Raw genomic sequence first — 19,154 nt, forward strand, 5'->3', positions numbered from 1 at the left:
TATTTTATAATTGCAACATTAACTTTAATATTCCTTATTTTTTTAAAATGCATCACGTTTAGAGGGGGAATGGCAAAAATGAAAAAAACACATGGATTGCCGGAGGCGCAGGGGCTGTACCATCCCAAGTTTGAACACGATGCCTGCGGCATCGGCATCGTCGCCAATATCAAAGGGGAAAAATCCTATGACACGATCGACAATGCGCTGACGATACTGGAAAACCTGAAGCACCGCGGAGCCGAGGGAGCCGACGCCCAAAGCGGTGACGGCGCCGGCATCTTGGTGCAAATACCGCACCGTTTTTTCTGCCGCGAATGTGAAGTCTCTCATATCGCCTTGCCTGCAGAAGGAGCGTATGGAGTCGGCATGATCTTTGCGCATCCCTATGAAGCGTTTCGCAAAAAACAGATGCAGGCCTTTGCCGAAGTCGTGACGGCCGAAGGATTCTCCATCCTAGGCTGGCGTGATGTTCCCGTCGACGAAAGTCTTATCGGTAATGTCGCCAAAACGACGATGCCCCATTTTCTTCAAGTCTTCATACAGAAACCGTCCGATCTGGCACCGATGGATTTTGAACGCCATCTCTATCTTATCCGTAAGGTTGCCGAAAAGAAAATCATCCCCGTCAGTCAGGAAAACGGAACGGACTTTTATATTGCCAGCCTTTCGGCAAAAACCCTGGTTTACAAAGGCATGTTGACATCTGTGCAGCTGCGCCATTTTTTCCTTGATCTGTCCGATATGGATTTTACAACGGCAATCGCTCTGGTTCATTCCCGTTTCAGCACCAATACCTTTCCCAGCTGGGCCCGCGCCCATCCGAACCGGTACATGGTACACAACGGTGAAATCAATACGATACAAGGAAATATCAACTGGCTTAATGCCCGTGAAAGCAAATCGAAATCACCGCTCTATCCGAATCTGGAAAAGGCGTTTCCCGTCATCGACGCGACCGGCAGCGATTCCGCCATGTTTGACAACTGCCTGGAGTACCTGTACATGACCGGCCACTCGTTGCCTCATGCCATGATGATGATGATCCCCGAACCGTGGGAAAAGAATCCGCTCATGAGTCATTCCAAACGTGATTTTTACCGCTACCACAGCTTCATGCTCGAACCGTGGGACGGCCCGTCCGCCATCGGCTTTTGCGACGGCACCGTCGTCGGCGCCATGCTTGACCGCAACGGCCTGCGTCCGGGACGCTATTACATTACTACCGACGATTACCTTATCGCCAGCTCCGAAGTCGGCGCCCTGTCTTTGCAACCTGACAAAATTCTCTATAAAGGGCGGCTGGAACCGGGCAAAATGCTGCTAGTCGACACAAAAGCGCAGCGCCTCATTGACGATGATGAGATCAAGGAACAAATGGCCGCAGAGCATCCTTACGGCGAATGGTATAAAAAACATATTACCGACCTGGAAGAGTTGATGACCACGCGCTCCTTCCCCCAGACGGATCAACCGCTTCCTTATGATCTGAAAGAACAGGAAATGGTTTTCGGCTATACGCGGGAAGACATGGATAAAATCATCCTGCCTATGGCCCGTGACGGCAGTCAGCCTATCGACTCCATGGGCGTCGACGTCCCCCTCGCCGTCCTGTCGGAACGCCCGCAGCTTCTCTACGATTATTTCCAGGAAAACTTCGCGCAAGTCACCAATCCGCCGATTGACGGCACCCGTGAAAATATCGTCATGTCGACGCAAATTATCCTCGGCAATGTCGCCAATATCATGGATCCCGACGAGGCCAACACATCGGGACTGCGCATCAGTCAGCCGCTCCTGACAAATGAGGAAATGACCGTTATCAAGAACCTGCAAACGTCGTCCTTGCACAGCGATACGATTTCACTCCTATATCCGGTCAACAGCGGCGCCGAAGGAATGGAAACGGCAATCGAATCCCTGTGCATCGACGCGTTGAAAGCGATCCGCAACGGCGCCAATATTCTCGTCCTTTCCGACCGCGGCATCAATTCCCGCATGGGAGCGATCCCCGCGCTGCTGGCAACGGCAGCGTTGCATCATTTTCTCGTCGCCAAAGCGCTGCGTTCCAACGTAGGCCTCGTCCTCGAATCGGGTGAACCTCGCGAAGTGCATCATTTCTGTACCCTCATCGGCTACGGCGTGACGGCCGTCAATCCCTACGTGGCTCTCGAAGCGGTCAAAGAACTGTGCCATAAGAAAAAGCTGCCGGCCCTGACCGTCGCAGCGGCGCAAGCCAACTACCTGAGCGCCGTTAAAGACGGCCTGCTCGCCGTCATGTCGAAAATGGGGATCTCCACTGTCCGCAGTTATCACGGCGCCCAGACCTTCGAAGCTGTCGGCATCAGCCAAGATCTGATCGATAAGTATTTTATCAATACGCCTTCGCCCATCGGCGGCATCGGCATTGCCGAAATCGCTAAAGAAACGGAACTGCGCCACAGTACGGCCTACACCGGCGCCGGCACGCTGCCGCCCGGCGATTTCTATCAATACCGCAAAGGCGGCCAGCCGCACATTATCGACCCGGAAACCGTAACGATGCTGCAAAAAGCCTGCCGGACAAACGATTACGCCCTCTATAAACAGTATGCCGCCAAAGTAAACAACGCCGCCGTCTTCCGTCTTCGCGACTTGCTCTCATTCCAATATCCCGCCGGCGGCAGTATTCCCATTGAAGAAGTCGAATCGACAGATGCCATTGTCAAACACTTTCGCACCGGCGCTATGAGTTACGGCGCCCTCAGCAAAGAAGCCCATGAATGCGTTGCCGTTGCCATGAACCGGCTCGGCGGCAGCAGCAATACCGGTGAAGGCGGCGAAGATGCCGCCCGCTTCACAAAGGAGTCGAATGACCGGATCAAACAGGTCTCGACGGCCCGTTTCGGCGTTACCGGCGAATATTTGATCCATGCCGATGAATTGCAGATCAAATGCGGCCAAGGTGCAAAGCCCGGCGAAGGCGGCCACCTGCCTGGCAACAAAGTATTTCCCGACATCGCCAGGACACGCCATGCCACACCGGGCGTCACGCTGATCTCCCCGCCGCCGCACCACGACGTCTACTCCATTGAAGATCTCGCCGAACTCATCTTCGATCTGAAAAACGCCAATAAAGACGCCGTCATCAGCGTCAAGTTGACTTCCGGGGCCGGCATCGGCACAATTGCTGCCGGCGTCGTCAAAGCCAAGGCCGACACCGTTACCGTCAGCGGTTACGACGGCGGCACCGGCGCCTCCCCGCGGACCAGTCTCCGTCACGCCGGCCTGCCGTGGGAATTGGGATTGGCGGAAGTACAGCAGACCCTTCTTCTCAACCGCCTCCGCAACCGGGTTTGCCTGGAAGTGGACGGCAAATTGCTTACAGGCCGTGACGTGGCGATTGCCGCGCTCTTCGGCGCCGAACTCTTCGGCTTCGGCACGGCTCCGCTCGTCGCTATCGGCTGCCACATGCTCCGCGTCTGCCACTTGAATACCTGTTCCTTCGGCGTCTGCACGCAAGACGAAAACCTGCGTCGGAAATTTAAAGGCAAACCGGAATATATCATCAACTTCATGCGCTTTATCGCCCAAGATCTGCGTGAAATCATGGCCCGCCTGGGGTTCCGCACCTTGTCCGAAATGATCGGCCGTTATGATTGTCTGAAGCAGAAGACAAAAGCGCCGAACTGGAAGGCGGCCTCCGTCGACCTTGAAAAGCTCCTCTTCCGCCCCTATACGGATCCTGCGCTCAGCCATCACTACACAACGCCGCAGGATCACGAGCTGAATGCGACCTTGGATATGGCCAAGCTGCTGCGCATGTGCCGGCCGGCCTTGCTGGAACAAAAACACATTTGCGCCAAATTGCGCATTAAGAACACAGACCGCGTAACCGGCACGCTTCTGGGCAGCGAAATCACTCGGCGTTATGGCAGAACCGGCCTGCCGGAAGACACGATCAACCTGACCTTCGTCGGTTCGGCCGGCCAAAGTTTCGGCGCGTTCATCCCCGCCGGCCTGACGCTTACGTTGGAAGGCGACGCCAACGATTACCTGGGGAAAGGGCTTTCCGGCGGTAAGATCATCGTCATGCCGCCGGCAGGAAGTCTCTTCCCGCCGGAAGACAATATCATTATCGGCAATGTCGCTTTCTACGGCGCTACGCGAGGAGAGGCCTATATCAACGGCATTGCCGGCGAACGCTTTTGCGTCCGCAACAGCGGCATGACGGCCGTCGTGGAAGGAATCGGCAACCACGGCTGTGAATACATGACCGGCGGCCGTGTTCTGGTCCTCGGCGCCACGGGCCGTAATTTCGCCGCAGGCATGTCCGGCGGTGTCGCTTACGTCTACGATCTGGAACCGGCCCATTGCAATACGGAACTCGTCCGACTGGAAGAAGTGACCGATGAAGCGGAAGCCGCCGGGATCAAATCGCTGTTGGAACAGCATGTCGTCTGTACGAACAGTGACTTGGGCCGCCGGCTGCTCGACGACTGGGAAGATACGCTGTCGCGCCTGACCAGAGTCATCCCTTCGGCCTATGAAGAAATGACAACGCTCATCGCCGCCGCCGAAGCGGACGGCAATACTCGCGAAGATGCGGAAATGATCGCCTTTGCGGCAAAATACGGTAAAGACTAAGTGCTTTCCCAACAGGCTGTGAACTTTTTTTCGTTCACAGCCTGTTTTTTCCTGCCGTCTGCGCCAACGCATGCAAGTTATTGCAGGAGCATTGCAAAACAGTTATTGGCATTTTATTTCGCAATGTGTATAATATGTAATTAGTATTATTATCACTTAGGCCATATTGGCTGATTATATAGAAAGGTGATCCAAATGATAATTGATGATGCCGGCGGACTCGTATTTCGTCCGCCCAGTGAAGCACGCAGCTTTATTCTCCGCGTAACGATCGGCTGTTCTCATAACACGTGCCGCTTCTGCGCCATGTACAAAAACTCCGCATTCCGCATTCGTCCTCTGGAGGAAATCGACGGAATTATCGAACGCGGCGCCGCCGCGTTGCCGTTCATACGCCGCGTCTTTCTGGCCGACGGCGATGCCCTCGTCTTGCCGACCAAGAGTTTGCTGCATATTTTGGAAAAATGTTACGCCTCCTTCCCCTCCCTGACCCGGGTCGGCGCCTACGCTACTCCTGCCGACTTGAATCGTAAAACGCCGGAAGAATTGGAAGCCCTTCGAAAAGCCGGTCTGCAGATCCTGTACATGGGTATCGAAAGCGGCGACGACGGCGTGCTGACAGCCGTCGACAAGGGAACGACAGGGGCCGAAACGATTGCGGCGGGAAAGAAAGCGCTCGCGGCGGGCATGAAACTTTCGGCCATGATCCTCCTCGGGCTCGGCGGCAAAGAGCGAACGACGGAACACGCCTTGCATACGGCGGCGGTCATTTCAGCCATCAATCCGACCATGCTCAGCGCCCTGACCTTGATCATTCCCGATAACGTGCCCCTGTACGGCGACGTACAAAACGGGACGTTTACGCCGTTGACGGCACGCGGCTTCCTGAAAGAACTGGAAATGATTTTGCAGCATACGGAGATGAAGAACCCCTGCATCTTCCGCAGCAACCATGTTTCCAATCTGTACCCCGTCGGCGGCACCTTGCCGATGGACAAAGAAAAAATGCTGGCAGCCTTGCAATCGTATATCCCCATGCTGGATGATACGGTACCGCTGCTGAATGACAACGGCAATTTCTGAACATCTGCTGAAATCGGCAGGATGGCGCGGCGAATAATTTCCCTGCGCCATCCTGTTTTTTGTCCGCTCCCTTCGTGTGCCGTCCCGTCTCCATCATCTTTCTCCGCTTGTGGTATAATATATAAAAAAACTGAACGGAGAAAGGAAGTCTTATCATGAAGAAATGTATCGCTCTTTTCTTAATGATCTTTGCGCTCACCGGTTTTGCAGCAGCCGCCGACAGTGCCCCGTTGTTCGACCATATGCGCAACATCATCATCGTCGACACAACGCAGGAAGGCCCTGTCGCCGCCTATATGTCCCGCGCCCTGCGGCAGCCGTTCCGCATCCCCTATTGGAATCGTCTGGACGCTGCCGAGCTCATTGCCCCGGAAGAAGCGACACCGTCTGCGCTTCACGGCATCGCCAAAAAATACGACGCCGATATCGTCCTTGTTCCCGTCGTCCGCAACTGGTACTGGAACCAATTCCATTCCCTAGACTGGTACGGCGACGATGATGAATGGTTCGTCGAATACAACTACGACCTTGCCGTCTGCGCCTACAACCGCCGCACGGACACCTATGCCGTCTACACCTGCCACGGCCATGATCGCGACGACGCTTCCGTACTGAACTCGCCGGCGGCTATCCTGCGCGATGCGATGGACACGCTGCTGGAAAAACTGCCGTACAAACGAATCCCGACCGATCTGGAAGAACTCTACGGCGTCTCCGACCCGCTGCAGCTGCGCCAAACTGCCGGCGGCGCCAAGATCTGGACAAACGCGGACAAACCTGTCGCTATCTGATGCTGTACTAAACTCCCTGCCGTACGGAACGATACGGCAGGGAGTTTTACGGTCAGCGCCGTTGCCGCCGCACCGGCATATGGGGAGAACATATTTACAGTTTGCCGCGTATCTGCTACACTTTTCCTAAGACTGTCGGTAATATCGCTCATATACAGTCAAAACCGTTCCCGTCCCGGTAAAAGGAGACCTTCGCATGCGCAGCGCACTTGCCGCCGTCCTGCTGTCCCTCGCGCTTCTTTGCAGCAGCTGCGGCCTGACCGAACCGAATGAAATCCGTATCGGCATCAATATGAACCTGAATGAAAACGATCCCCTTTCCGACAGAGCCGCCGAACAAGGCATTGAACTCGCGAAAGATGTCATCAATGAAGAAGGCGGTATTCTGAACAAACCGATACAGCTTATTTCCATGAACAATCACGGCAGTCCCGAAAAAGCCGCCGCCGCCATGGACGCCCTTGCGGAACGGCACGTCTGCGCCGTCATCGGCCCGAATCGTTCGCCCGCCGCCCTGGCCGTCATTACCCGTGCCGAAGCCCTGAAGCTGCCGGTTATCAGCCCTGCAGGCACGCATCCCGACATTACCGTCAACAGCGAACTGCATCAAGTATATCCCCATATGTTCCGCGCCACCTTTATCAATTCCGTCCAGGCCCGCGCCATTGCGGAACACGCCTTTTCCCACTTGAAAAAAAGGCGGGCCGCCATCGTCAGCGACAGTACCGATCCGTACTCCCTCGACTTGGCCAAATTCTTTGAAAAATCCTTTACCGCTCACGGCGGTACCGTAACGGCCCATATCGATCTGGCCGCCGCGAATGCCGCGGACCGGGCCGTTGCCGCCGCCGCTATGTCCGATACGGTCTACATGCCGCTGTATATCACGAAGGCCGTCCCCCTGATCGCCGCCATCCGCCGCCACGACAAGGAGACCGTCATCCTCGGCGCCGATGACTGGCAGGCGCTTTCGACAGCGCCGCAACTACGGGAGGCAGACCTGAATCGCGTGTTTTATACAGACCATTATGCCAATGACGTTAACGACGCCGTTTCCGAAACCTTTGCCGAACGGTTCTACGAAAAATACGGCGAACTGCCGTCGGCAAAGGCTGCGCTCAGTTACGATTCCCTGCTGCTGCTGGCCAATGCCATGCGCAGCGGCAACAGCAGCAGCGATACGGCAATCATCCAAGGCCTGGAACATACGCGTGACTTTATCGGCGCCACCGGAAAAATCGGCTTTGACAGCAATCATGACGCGATAAAAGACGTCTGCATCATGACCTTCTGGCAAAAACAACCGGTCCTGACAGAACACCATCATCTGCTGGGCTGGTAAAATTTACATTCCCCCGTCTTTACAAATGAGAACGTAAATGATAATATAGACTTATGAAACAGATTGTTCAGACAATCGGGCGTAAAGCAGCAGGAAAGCCTGCGGGACTCATACCGAAGTTCCGCAGGCTTTTTATCGTAATGAAAAGGAGAACGCCATGACTGCTACTAACATGGAAGATATAAAAAAAAGAACGGCGCGACTCTCCGTTATGAGCACCTTGTTCTTAACGGCGGGAAAATTGTGCATCGGCATAATGACCGGCACGGTCAGCCTCATTTCCGAAGCGATCCATTCCGGCATCGACTTGCTGGCGGCGGCTTTGTCGCTCCTTGCCGTCCGCGCCACCGCCGTACCTCCCGACGCGGAGCATGAATACGGCCACGGCAAAATCGAAACCGTTTCGGCGGCCTTCGAATCGCTGCTGATCATCGTCGCCGCCCTGTCCATTTTGCGCGAAGCTGCCGAAAAATTCTGGTCCCCCGCCATGCCGGAGCACATGACCTGGGCCATTGCCGCCATGGCCGTCTCCGTCATACTCAACGGCGTCGTTTCCCACCGCCTCTGCAACGTCGGCAAAGCGACCCGTTCCGAAGCTCTCCTAGCCGACGGCATGCATCTTCGCGCCGATGTCTGGACGTCGCTGGCCGTCCTCATCGGCATCGTCCTCATCCAGCTCACCGGCTGGCCTTGGCTTGATCCGGTCATCGCCGTTTTCGTCGCCCTCGCGATTCTGCGCGTCGGCTACAAAATGTGCCGCCGCAGCTTCATGACCTTGACCGACGCCTCACTGCCGCAGGAAAAAGAAGAAGAAATCGGCCGTCTGATCATGGAAACGGAAGGAGTAAAGGGCTTTCATAACTTGCGGACCCGCACTGTCGGCAAGACGCTGCTCATGGACTTGCATCTGGAAATCGACCAATCGTTGCCGCTCCATACGGCCCATGCCATTTCGGACAACGTCGAACATAAATTGAAACAGACCTACGCCCCCTGCGATCTGACAATCCACCTTGACCCCGCCTGAATTACAGGCAGTACGGCCCGTATTCGCGCAGCAGCCGCCGCCAGTGCCGCCATTCCGGCATGACCGCCGTCAGCAAAGAGTAAAAACGCCGTGAATGATCGCCATGAACCAGATGGCATAATTCATGAAGCACGACCTGATCCAGACACGGCGGCGGCATGATGACCAAATACGTATTGAGGGTAACGACGGCCTTCGCCGGCACACAGGAACCCCAGCGGGAAACCATGCGGCGCTGCCGCAGCGCGGGATAAGGGATCCCGTAGGGCTCCAGCCGGGGATACAGAGCCGCCAAGCGCAGCGGCAGCAACCGCTGCGCCAACGACGCCAGAAAATCGCGGTATACAGCCAGGCAGGCCGCGTTGTCTTCGGGCGCAGGCGTTTCCAGCAGAATCCTGCCGCCATCAAGATACATTGCGCTGCGCAGGCCTTCTCTGACAGACAGTACATACGGCTCGCCTCGGACATACAACTGCGTCCCCGACGTCAGCTGTATGTTTTTCTGCGCCGCCGCGCGCCGGAAGAACGCTTCCTGCTGCCGCAGAAACGTCTCAATCCGTTCTCTGCCGACGCCGGGCCGGGCCGACACGCAGATCGTACCGTCGCGGCGCACACGGAGATTCAGATTCTTTACCGCTTTCCGTTCCAGCTCATAGACGATCACGCCGTCACGCAGCTGCAACTGCTCTCTTGATTTCTGTCCCATAGCCGTCTCCTGTCGCTTTTTCTCCATTATCTTCCGAAACGGAGCGCTTGGCAAGATTTTTTGCAGTCTCATGGTATAATGGAAAAAAGGAAAAAGAAAGGATAACGCCGATGCTCGAATTTACGGCCATTGATTTCGAAACGGCCAATCAATACCCGAACAGCGCCTGTTCCCTCGCCGCCGTCACCGTTGCCGGCAGCAAGACGATTCGCGAAGGCTATACGCTTATCAAACCGCCGTTCATGGTCTTTTCTCCCGACAACATCCGCATTCACGGCATCTTGCCGCAACAAGTGGAAAACAAGAATCATTTTGACGCCCTCTGGCCCGCCATCCGCAGCCATTTGGACGGCCACATCCTCGTAGCCCATTACGCCGCTTTCGACACACGCGTCTTGCGCAGTCTGATTAAGACCTACCGCTTGGAACCGCTCCATACGACGTACGCCTGCAGCGTCGAGATTTCCCGCAAAGTCTGGCCCGACCTGCCGAATCACAAACTCAATACGGTAGCCGCTCATCTCGGCTTTTCCTTCCGCCACCATCAGGCCCTCGACGACGCCCGCGCCTGCGCCCATGTCGTCGCGGCGGCAGCCGCCGAAACCGGCGCCTCGTCCGTGGAAGAGCTGCTGGATATGACCGGTTTGAAGCTGAAGACACTCTGAGAAATCGGCCTTAAAGGATATGCGGGAAAACACCGAAAGCGAACGGCCTTCTCTCGGCCGCCTTTACAACTTGAAAATTCCGTGTATACTAAGAAATGGATCGAGGGGGAGCGCCCTGGATTGATGTCGTCACAGCGAGGGAACCCGTGTTGCGGGGTGAGAGGGTACCGTAAGTACCGACCGTTACTCAGCTTTCCTATGGGCGTTCCTGCGTGTATACAACCAAAAGGCTTCACTTCACATGACCGGACGCACGGGAACAGATAAAGGAGTGAAGTTTTTTTATGGAAAAAGATAAGAAAGTACTGCGTCTTGTATTTCTGGCAATGATGATCGGTCTCGGTGTCGTCATTTCCCCTATTCTGCGCATTGAAGGCATGTGCCCCATGGCGCACCTCATCAACATCGTCTGCGCCGTTCTCATGGGGCCTTGGTACGCCCTGCTCTGCGCGACCCTAATCGGTATCATCCGCATGACGCTTATGGGCATTCCGCCGCTGGCTCTGACCGGCGCCGTCTTCGGCGCCACCTTATCCGGCCTTTTATACCGCTATTCAAAGGGAAAACTCTGGGCTGCCGTCGTCGGGGAAATCATCGGTACGGGCGTTATCGGCGCCATCGTTTCTTACCCCATTATGGCCTTCGTTCTCGGCCGTGCCGGCCTGTCATGGTTCTTTTATGTTCCCCTCTTCTTTACGGGCACCCTGATCGGCGGTTCCATTGCCTTCCTGCTGCTTATGGCCCTGACGCGGCAAAAAGTCCTGCGCGAATTGCAGGAAAAATTAGGAGTGAATATATTTGCCAAATAATTTGTCGGTTGCAGCCGACCTGATACCGCTGCGCCGCCGTATCGAAACGGAAAAACCGCTTATCCACTGCCTTTCCCATCCGATCACGATGAATGATTGCGCCAATCTCGTCCTGGCCGTCGGCGGCACTGTCAGCATGGCGTCCCATTGCCGCGAAGTGGAAGAAGTCGTCAGCCAGGCCCGCGCGCTGGCCGTCAACCTCGGCAACATCACTGACGAACGGATGGAAGCTATGCGCCTTGCCGGCAGCCGCGCCGCCTCTTTGGGAATTCCGACGCTCATCGATGTCACCGGCATCTCGACGAGCACGCTGCGTAAAAATTTTGCCGTCGACTTCATCAGCGCCTGCCGGCCTTGCGTGATCAAGGGCAACAGCTCGGAAATACTGACCCTTGCAGGCTTGCCGCAGCACGGCATCGGCATTGACGCCGGCGCCGAAGATCTGCCGACACGCGGCAATTACGAGGAAAAAATGGCAGCGCTGACAGCCTATGCCACCAAGACAACGTCTGTCGTCGTCATGAGCGGCCCTGTCGACATCATCGCCGCTGCCGGCGCCGGCTGCGCCGTTGCCAACGGCACGCCGCTGTTGGCGCGGCTCACCGGCACGGGCTGTATGCTCGGCGTGCTCATCGCCGTCTACACTGCCGTCGGCACTCCTTTCCGGGCAGCCATCCTCGGCACCGTAACACTCGGTATTGCCGGCGAAATCGCCGCTGCCGCCGGGCCGGGATTGGGCTCCTTTCACAGCCGTCTCTTCGACGCCTTATCGACGCTGACGGATGAACAGATCTGCCGCGGCGCACACATTTTACAGGCAAAATAACGGCATACTAAAGGGAGTACCGTAACGGTACTCCCTTTTTGTTCCTCGCCGTTCCGCAAGCACATCCTGTTCACCGCGCGTCCCATTCGGCAAAACGCTCGTTCATCCGCTTGCGCCTGACCTTTTCCTTGCTCTCCGTCCCTGCCGCCCCGAAGGGCAGCCGTCCCGCTGCAATCGTCCGCTTATAAAACAGGGTGACCGCCTCTTCCTCCGACAATCCCAACCGCTCGAAAACGGCAGCGGCGCCGCGGCGCACGTCTTCATCTATCCGTATTTCCACCGACATTCCTTCCTTTCCCGTCCCGTTCCGCCCGTCGCCGCGCCGCTGCCGCATTGATGCCGTCCAGCGTCGCCATATGCCGGACGGCATAAAGCATGGAGCGCAAGAGTACGACAGCCAAAACGGCGCCGCTGCCTTCTCCGAGAGACATGCCGCCGTGCAAAATAACCTCGTTTTCATCACGGCCGATATAGCGAAGGGCCGCCGCCATCCCCGGCTCTCGCGACAAATGCGATAAAAGAGCGTAAGCGCGAACTGACGGTTCCAGCGTCACGGCGCAGGCCAGCGCCGCCGCCGTAATAAAGCCGTCGATAAAAAAAGGCAGCCGCAGTTCGGCGCAGGCCGTCATGGCGCCGCAGAGCGCGGCCAGATCATAGCCGCCGACACAGCGCAGCGCCTCCAGCGCATTGCCCCGTATCTGCGGGTAAGCAAGCAGTCCTTGCCGTACCAGCTCCTCCTTGTGCCGCAGGAGTCGGTAATTGCCCCGCGCCGAACCGTAGCCTGCCAGCCACGGCGTATGGTCGGGCAGGAGCGCCGTCAGGACCGCTGCCGACGTCGTCGTATTGCCGATGCCCATTTCCCCGAAAGAAAGACAGGTATAGCCGTCCCGTTTCGCCGCCGCCGCCCGTTCACCGCCGATGTCCAGCGCCCGTTCCAGTTCCGCCGCCGTCATCGCCGGCTCAACGGCGAAGTCCCGCGTGCCGCGGCGAATCTTCCGGTCGATGCCGACGCCGTCATCACTGTCAATGCCGACATCGACAACTTCGTACGGAATCCCGTTGCAGCGGCAAAAGCAGGTCACTGCCGATACGCCTTCCACCATCTGCCGGCTCTGCATGTACGTGATTTCCGCCAGCTGCTGCACGGCGCCGGAGCGGGTAATGCCGTTGTCGGCGGCAAAAATGATATGTTTCGGCCGAAACGCCGTTTCCGTATTGCCCCAGGCCAGGAATACCTGCCGCGCCTGTGCTTCCAGGAGTCCGAGACTGCCCGGCGGCTTCGCCAAGTTGCGCAGCAGTTCATCCACTTCTGCAGCAAAGGTCATCGTCCGGCCTCCTGATAGCGGTCATACCGCTGCCGCAACAGAGCGGCGGCCCCGGTCAGCGGCGGCAGGCTCAGGCCGTGCGCCGTCGCGTTGCCGCCGCCGTCAACGCGAACAAAGGTCGCAAAGGCTTCCGCCGCCGCCTCATCATGAACGGTCAGCAGCACATGGACGGCAACACTCGTCCTGCCTGCCGCGACAAGCGTGCTTTCCAGCGCAAACGTTTCCCCCTTACGGACGGGCCGCCAAAAGCGGAAACCGTCAAGACCGAGAAACACGATATCCGTCGTGTCCAAAAATCCCTGCGCCGCAAAAAAACCGCATTCAATCAGATAGGAAGCTCCCTGTCCGGCGAACAGCGTGTCATGATGATTCAGATCCCGGCCCAACACCATATGGGCCGTTTTAATATGCTTATCGTTTCCTTCCACAGCTCTCTCTCCTTAACAACGTATCCTGTTTTTTCCATTATATCATATGAAATACGCATCATTTTAGGAAAGAGTTGAAAAACTGCGTTACTTATGTCACAATAAAAAAAAGAGGTGATCCTATGCCGACAATCAAAGATATCGCCAAGGAGGCCGGCGTCTCCATCGCGACGGTATCGATAGTCCTGAACGGAAAAGGAAAAGAACGGAAAATTTCGCAAGACACGCAACGGAAAATCACGGAAATCGCCAATGCCATGAACTACGTCCCGAACCAATCGGCAAAAAAATTGCGCGCATCCAGTGCCGACGGTTATTCCATAGCCTTCTACTGGGCTACGGACTTCCGTATCAACTATTTGGCCCGTATTACGTTGGGAATTCAGCGCGAAATGATGCGGCAAAACCGCATTGCCCATCTGACAGTCGTTCCCTACAAGGTCGATCAGCTGCAAAAACAGCTGGAAACGGAACAGAACAAGTATTTTAACGGCATTATCATTGCCAACATGTCCAACAGCGACATGGATTATTTAAACTCCATCAGCCTTCCCTGTCCGGTCGTGCTCTTTAACCGCACGTCCGAAAAATACAGCAGCGTGACGATGGACAACTACGAAGTGGGCCGCAACGTGGCACGGCATTTCCTGAAAAAGGGAATCTACGATGCCGGCGTGTTGACGCACGATACGACGTTTCCCATTATGCGCATGTGGATGAACGGCTTCCTCGATACGTTTGCGGCGGCAGGCCACCCGATTCCGACCGAACGGATCATCCTCTGCAGCACCTCGTCGGCCAGCGCCGTCGACGTTTTCAAAGAACTTCACGCCGCGCACCGGCTGCCGCAGGCCCTTTTTTGCGAATCCGACGTCTTGGCGCACGGCGTCCTTTATGCCTGTCATTCCCTGGGAACCGTCATCCCCGATGAACTGGAAATCTTTACCGTCGGTATCAACATGCCGGAAATGAACGACTTCGCCGTACCGGCGCTGTCGCGTATCGACATTCCCATGGGCACGATCGGCGAAGAATGTATGCGCCTGATGCTGGATCTGCTGGAAAAGAAACGGCCGAATCCGACGATCGTCTACGTTGACGGCAAAGAAATCATCGCCCAATCGTCACCGTAAGCCGGTACTGGCGGCACGTATCCGACAAACACGAAAGCGGCAGATGAGAAGGCCGCTTTTTCCTTGCTCCAAACCGAAAAAAGAAGAGAAGAATGCACGGCGCATCCTTCTCTTCTTTTTACGTTTCTTCACACAAGACGACCTGATTGACAGCGTCCGTTTCGGACAGGCGAACGGCAACGGTTTCGCGCCGTGACGTCGGCACGCTCTTACCGACATAATCCGCGCGAATCGGCAGTTCCCGATGGCCGCGGTCAATCAATACGGCCAGCTCGATAAACTGCGGCCTGCCCGACTCCATAATGGCGTTCAACGCCGAACGCACCGTCCTGCCCGTAAACAGGACATCGTCGACGAGAACGATCGTCTTGCCGTCGCCGTCAAAAGCCGGCTGCCCGCTGCCGACTTTTTCGATGCGCCTTTTGCCGTCGTCCCTGTATGCCGATATATCCAAGTCGAAGACCGGCACGGACAGACCTTCGATCGCTTCCAGTTCCACGGCCAGTCGCTTGGCCAGCGGCACACCGCGCGTGTGAATCCCGACGAGAATCGTATTCTCCAGCCCCTTATTGCGTTCGATAATTTCGTGGGCAATACGGCGAACAGCCCTGCCGATCGCCTTTTCGTCCAACAATACGGTTTTGATTTTTTCCATTCCGCCCTCCTATCCTTCACTGCCGGCAGCCGCGGCCAGACAAGCGAGAAAATCGGCCGGCGCCGGCGCCTCAAAATGCATGGCCTGTCCCGTAACGGGATGAACCAGATCCAACGTATGTGAATGCAGCGCCTGCCCGACAATAGGGAAGGCGTCCTTTTTATAGCCGTACAACGGATCATTGACGACAGGATGGCCGATATAGGCCATATGGACGCGGATCTGATGGGTTCGTCCCGTTTCCAGACGGCATTCGACCCACGTGTATTCGCCGTACCGCCGCTGCACCGTAAAATGCGTAACCGCCTCTCTGCCGTTTTTGGCGACGACGGCCATTTTAATCCTGTCTTTCGGATGCCGTCCGATAGCGCCGTCAATAACCCCCTTCGTCTCGACAATATTGCCGTGAACGAGGGCCCAATAGCTGCGCCGCGCCGTATGAGCCTTGATCTGCGCCGCCAGTCCGCGATGAGCCGCATCCGTCTTGGCAGCCACCATGATCCCCGACGTATCCTTGTCCAGGCGGTGAACGATGCCGGGACGGATAACACCGTTTATGCCGGATAGCTCGCCGTGGCAATGATGGAGCAAGGCATTGACCAAGGTGCCGTGACGGTTTCCCGCCGCCGGATGGACGACCATGCCGCGCGCCTTATCGATAACGATGATATCGCTGTCTTCATAAACGATCTGCAGCGGAATATCCTCTGCCGCCGTCGTTTCCGCCGCCGCTTCCGGCAACAAAACGGTCAGCAGCTCCCCGGCGGACACGCGATAATTGGCCTTTACGGCCTTGCCACCGACAGTCGCCCGTCCCTCACGGATCAGCGTCTGCACAAAAGCGCGGGAAAGGGACAACTGCCGCGCCAGACAGGCATCAAGGCGCAATCCTTCTTCCGCCGCCGTCAGCGTAACTGCTCGCGTTTCCATCACGGTCTCCTCTCTCCTTCCCGATCATGCGTCCAGGAATACCACAACAACAAAACGACGCCGGCGACGATTCCCATATCGGCGACGTTAAAAACGGGCCACACGCGAAAATCGAAAAAATCCGTGACGGCGCCGTGGAAAAAACGGTCGACGGCATTCCCGAAAGCACCGCCGAGCAGCAGTCCGAGCCCGTACTGCACACAGCCTTGCCGCGGTATTTTGCGCCGGAACAGCACATACAGACCGACGAGAACGGCGGCAATAGCCAAAAAAAACCATTGCTGATTCTCCAGAATACCGAAAGCGGCCCCTCGGTTCAATATATACGAAATATGAAAAATTCCTGGAACGACAGGTACCGATTCGTGAAGAACCATGACCTGCCGTATCAGGAACTTGCTTCCCTGATCGAGAAAAACAACCAACAAGGCGATACCGATAACCTGCACAAAAGCCTCCTGAAAAAAGTAAGTGTACAAACCGTCTGAATAGTATCATGCTACCACAGAACGTCATAAAATTCAATGAATCCGCCGTCTGGCAAGGGCGAATCCGCAGCCGGCAAATAACCGTTTCTTCTTGACTGCCTATCATGTATAATAAGGATATATATAATCTGTATGCGTTATATTAGGAGGATCTATGTTTGGAAGAACCCACATTCTGGTCGTTGAAGACGAACGGCATATCGCCCGTTTTATTCAAATGGAACTGGAACATGAAGGGTATGAATGTACCATCGAATACAACGGCTCCGCCGCATTGGACAGACTGGGCCGTGAAGAGTTTGATCTGATGCTGCTCGACATCCTGCTGCCGGACATCGACGGCATGACGATCTGCAAACAGAGCCGCGAAAACACGGATATGCCGATTATGATGCTCTCCGCCAAAGACGATATCGAAACCAAAGTCGCCTGCCTCGACCTCGGCGCCAACGATTATCTGACCAAACCGTTCAACAGTCAGGAACTTTTCGCCCGCATCCGCGTCCTGCTGCGGGAACGGGGCAACGGAAATCCGGCGGAAAACACCTTGCATCTGAAGGACATGAAGCTATTTCTCGACCGGCATGAAGTACAGCTTGACGATACCCGCATCTTGCTGACAAAGAAAGAATTCGAACTTCTGTCTTATCTGATCCGCAACAAGAACATCGTCCTCACGCGGGAACGGATCCTGGAAGAAGTCTGGGGATATGAATACATCGGCGATACGAATGTCGTCGATGTCTATATCCGGTATATTCGCGGCAAACTGGGAAAGGAGCGCGCCAAAAAGTATATTTATACGATTCGCGGCGTCGGCTATGTGGCAAAAGATTAAACGCGGCGAATGGAGAAAAACACGGATCTCGCTACCGATATCCACGAAGATGGTGCTTCTCTATTCTTCCATCGTCAGTTTTATTCTCCTCCTCGTCGCCATCATCACCGTAACGGGCATCCATCTTTTTATTAACGAATCGGCGCGCAGCTCACTTTATGCCAGCGCCGAAGCAACCGAAGCCTACCTGAACGCATACGGCAGAATGGATCCGTCCGTTCTGACGCACGCCAACTTGCAGCCCTTCGTCAAACTCCAGATCTACGATCAATCCGGCAAGCTGCTCCTGGACAATGGGCCGGCCCATTTGATGCGCAACCTGAGCGATCGCTACATTGACGACACCATTACCGGCGACGGCTCTCCTCCCCTGCCCTCGGTCGTGCAAAATCAGGACGCGAAACGATTCATCTACTACCAGACCTGGAAAAATCCGCAAGGCCAAACCTTTTATCTGCGTTTCGAACGAGATACGACGAAGGAAAATGAATTTCTCGAACTCCTGTCCGAATATCTCGTCGTCTCCATTCTCATCTGCATCGCCTTGACGACCATCTCCGGCACGTATCTGATGAAACGGGCCCTGGCCCCCATCGAGCGCATCAAGGAGACGCTGAAAGGAATTGAAGTGCCGCAACTTGGAAAACGCATTTCTCTTTCAGGCAGACAAAATGAGTTGAGCAGTCTCGCCGTGACGATCAACCAGGCCCTGGACCGGATTGAGGCCGGCTACAACCGCCAGCAGCGCTTCATCAACGACGCCTCGCACGAACTGCGGACACCGCTGACCGTGATCATGGGCTACATTGATCTCCTCGACCGCTGGGGCAAAAACGATCCGGCAATCGTAAACGAGAGCATTGACGCCATCAAGTCGGAAACTGATTATATGCGGCAGCTTATCGAACGACTGCTCTTCTTCGCCCGCTCCAGCAACGGCACCTTGCAGGAACACTTCGAGAAAATCGATTCGGCGGAACTCCTCAAAGACCTGTATGAAAAGCTCCTGCCCGTCGCCGACGGCCGCCGTATCATATTGGGAGAAAATGAATCCGCCCCCATTTACGCCGATCCGGCCAGCGTCAAACAGATGCTGCGCATCTTCACCGACAACGCGCTGAAATACACGGACCCCGGCAACACCGTCACCCTTTCCTGCCGGGTCGTAAAGAGCACGGTCAGCTTCAGCGTCCGCGACACGGGCATTGGGATCCCGGAAAAAGATATTCCCCACGTCTTCGACCGCTTCTACCGCGTCGACACGTCGCGGACAAAGGACACGGGCGGCTCCGGCCTCGGTCTTTCCATTGCCCGTTACATCGCCCGCAACAATAATGCAGCCCTCAAACTGGACAGTAAGCTCGGCGAGGGAACCGTCGTCACGGCGATCTTCCCCGTCTACGAAAAGGACCTGTCCCCGGCCGGCGAAACGCCGCCGTCCGGCAACGAACGGTCCTAATCCGAACCGTTTTTCGCAGACAA

At 56.0% G+C, this 19,154-nt stretch carries 18 protein-coding genes; 11 read left to right on the forward strand and 7 right to left on the reverse strand.

Annotated features, from left to right (window positions below; genetic code table 11):
- Nucleotides 1-78 precede the first annotated feature (78 nt).
- From gltB to HMPREF1250_RS06420, 5 genes are all read left to right on the forward strand, one after another.
- Nucleotides 79-4,626 carry a glutamate synthase large subunit gene (gltB, locus tag HMPREF1250_RS06400; RefSeq protein ID WP_023053849.1) on the forward strand — a complete coding sequence of 1,516 codons (4,548 nt, stop codon included), beginning with the start codon at nucleotides 79-81 and terminating at the stop codon, nucleotides 4,624-4,626.
- Nucleotides 4,627-4,821: 195 nt separating this feature from the next.
- Entirely contained in the window at nucleotides 4,822-5,709 is an 888-nt protein-coding gene (locus HMPREF1250_RS06405) for a radical SAM protein (protein ID WP_023053809.1), read from the forward strand.
- 155 nt (nucleotides 5,710-5,864) lie between these two features.
- Nucleotides 5,865-6,500: a hypothetical protein gene (locus HMPREF1250_RS06410; protein WP_023053867.1), complete on the forward strand. Its 636-nt coding sequence runs from the start codon at nucleotides 5,865-5,867 to the stop codon at nucleotides 6,498-6,500.
- Nucleotides 6,501-6,696: 196 nt separating this feature from the next.
- Nucleotides 6,697-7,842, forward strand: coding sequence for an ABC transporter substrate-binding protein (locus HMPREF1250_RS06415; protein WP_023053774.1), 1,146 nt, complete (start codon nucleotides 6,697-6,699; stop codon nucleotides 7,840-7,842).
- Nucleotides 7,843-7,999: 157 nt separating this feature from the next.
- On the forward strand, nucleotides 8,000-8,869 hold the full coding sequence (locus tag HMPREF1250_RS06420; RefSeq protein WP_023053844.1) for a cation diffusion facilitator family transporter: 870 nt from the start codon (nucleotides 8,000-8,002) through the stop codon (nucleotides 8,867-8,869).
- A 1-nt stretch (nucleotide 8,870) separates the two neighbouring features.
- Here HMPREF1250_RS06420 and HMPREF1250_RS06425 read toward each other — a convergent pair whose 3' ends face one another.
- Nucleotides 8,871-9,575, reverse strand: a complete 705-nt coding sequence (locus tag HMPREF1250_RS06425; protein ID WP_023053888.1) for a M48 family metallopeptidase — start codon at nucleotides 9,573-9,575, stop codon at nucleotides 8,871-8,873.
- Nucleotides 9,576-9,685: 110 nt separating this feature from the next.
- On the opposite strand from HMPREF1250_RS06425, the gene HMPREF1250_RS06430 reads away from it, so the two are divergent.
- The 3 genes from HMPREF1250_RS06430 to HMPREF1250_RS06440 all read left to right on the forward strand — a co-directional run bounded on the left by HMPREF1250_RS06430 (nucleotide 9,686) and on the right by HMPREF1250_RS06440 (nucleotide 11,875).
- Nucleotides 9,686-10,240 carry a 3'-5' exonuclease gene (locus tag HMPREF1250_RS06430; protein WP_023053883.1) on the forward strand — a complete coding sequence of 185 codons (555 nt, stop codon included), beginning with the start codon at nucleotides 9,686-9,688 and terminating at the stop codon, nucleotides 10,238-10,240.
- Nucleotides 10,241-10,524: 284 nt separating this feature from the next.
- Nucleotides 10,525-11,049, forward strand: a complete 525-nt coding sequence (gene thiW / locus HMPREF1250_RS06435) for an energy coupling factor transporter S component ThiW (protein ID WP_023053804.1) — start codon at nucleotides 10,525-10,527, stop codon at nucleotides 11,047-11,049.
- On the forward strand, nucleotides 11,039-11,875 hold the full coding sequence (locus HMPREF1250_RS06440; RefSeq protein WP_023053777.1) for a hydroxyethylthiazole kinase: 837 nt from the start codon (nucleotides 11,039-11,041) through the stop codon (nucleotides 11,873-11,875). Before thiW ends, HMPREF1250_RS06440 begins: the two co-directional genes overlap by 11 nt.
- 70 nt (nucleotides 11,876-11,945) lie before the next feature.
- Here the strand turns inward: HMPREF1250_RS06440 and HMPREF1250_RS06445 are convergent, their stop codons facing one another.
- Genes HMPREF1250_RS06445 through HMPREF1250_RS06455 form a run of 3 tightly spaced genes read right to left on the reverse strand, consistent with a single transcriptional unit; the run spans nucleotide 11,946 to nucleotide 13,628 of the window.
- A complete protein-coding gene (locus HMPREF1250_RS06445; RefSeq protein ID WP_023053846.1) occupies nucleotides 11,946-12,155 on the reverse strand; it encodes a type II toxin-antitoxin system RelB/DinJ family antitoxin in 210 nt (69 codons plus the stop codon).
- The gene (locus HMPREF1250_RS06450) at nucleotides 12,136-13,200 is read right to left on the reverse strand and encodes a nicotinate-nucleotide--dimethylbenzimidazole phosphoribosyltransferase (protein ID WP_023053769.1); all 1,065 of its coding nucleotides are present in this window, start codon (nucleotides 13,198-13,200) and stop codon (nucleotides 12,136-12,138) included. Before HMPREF1250_RS06450 ends, HMPREF1250_RS06445 begins: the two co-directional genes overlap by 20 nt.
- Nucleotides 13,197-13,628 carry a hotdog domain-containing protein gene (locus tag HMPREF1250_RS06455; protein ID WP_023053813.1) on the reverse strand — a complete coding sequence of 144 codons (432 nt, stop codon included), beginning with the start codon at nucleotides 13,626-13,628 and terminating at the stop codon, nucleotides 13,197-13,199. The genes HMPREF1250_RS06450 and HMPREF1250_RS06455 overlap by 4 nt, the downstream gene beginning before the upstream one ends.
- Before the next feature lie 122 nt (nucleotides 13,629-13,750).
- Between HMPREF1250_RS06455 and HMPREF1250_RS06460 the strand changes: the two genes are divergently transcribed.
- The gene (locus tag HMPREF1250_RS06460; RefSeq protein ID WP_023053894.1) at nucleotides 13,751-14,761 is read left to right on the forward strand and encodes a LacI family DNA-binding transcriptional regulator; all 1,011 of its coding nucleotides are present in this window, start codon (nucleotides 13,751-13,753) and stop codon (nucleotides 14,759-14,761) included.
- 118 nt (nucleotides 14,762-14,879) lie between these two features.
- Here HMPREF1250_RS06460 and pyrR read toward each other — a convergent pair whose 3' ends face one another.
- Genes pyrR through lspA form a run of 3 tightly spaced genes read right to left on the reverse strand, consistent with a single transcriptional unit; the run spans nucleotide 14,880 to nucleotide 16,795 of the window.
- The gene (gene pyrR / locus HMPREF1250_RS06465) at nucleotides 14,880-15,416 is read right to left on the reverse strand and encodes a bifunctional pyr operon transcriptional regulator/uracil phosphoribosyltransferase PyrR (RefSeq protein ID WP_023053826.1); all 537 of its coding nucleotides are present in this window, start codon (nucleotides 15,414-15,416) and stop codon (nucleotides 14,880-14,882) included.
- 9 nt (nucleotides 15,417-15,425) lie between these two features.
- Nucleotides 15,426-16,346 (reverse strand): RluA family pseudouridine synthase, encoded by a 921-nt coding sequence (locus HMPREF1250_RS06470; RefSeq protein ID WP_023053860.1) that lies wholly within the window; start codon nucleotides 16,344-16,346, stop codon nucleotides 15,426-15,428.
- On the reverse strand, nucleotides 16,346-16,795 hold the full coding sequence (gene lspA, locus HMPREF1250_RS06475) for a signal peptidase II (RefSeq protein ID WP_023053786.1): 450 nt from the start codon (nucleotides 16,793-16,795) through the stop codon (nucleotides 16,346-16,348). Before lspA ends, HMPREF1250_RS06470 begins: the two co-directional genes overlap by 1 nt.
- Nucleotides 16,796-16,988: 193 nt before the next feature.
- Here lspA and HMPREF1250_RS06480 point away from each other — a divergent pair, with 193 nt between their 5' ends.
- A complete protein-coding gene (locus HMPREF1250_RS06480; protein ID WP_023053876.1) occupies nucleotides 16,989-17,672 on the forward strand; it encodes a response regulator transcription factor in 684 nt (227 codons plus the stop codon).
- Nucleotides 17,656-19,131 carry a sensor histidine kinase gene (locus HMPREF1250_RS06485; protein ID WP_051356075.1) on the forward strand — a complete coding sequence of 492 codons (1,476 nt, stop codon included), beginning with the start codon at nucleotides 17,656-17,658 and terminating at the stop codon, nucleotides 19,129-19,131. Before HMPREF1250_RS06480 ends, HMPREF1250_RS06485 begins: the two co-directional genes overlap by 17 nt.
- The last annotated feature ends 23 nt before the right edge of the window (nucleotides 19,132-19,154 follow it).

The organism is Megasphaera vaginalis (ex Srinivasan et al. 2021) (genome assembly GCF_000478965.1).
Lineage (GTDB): Bacteria > Bacillota > Negativicutes > Veillonellales > Megasphaeraceae > Megasphaera > Megasphaera vaginalis.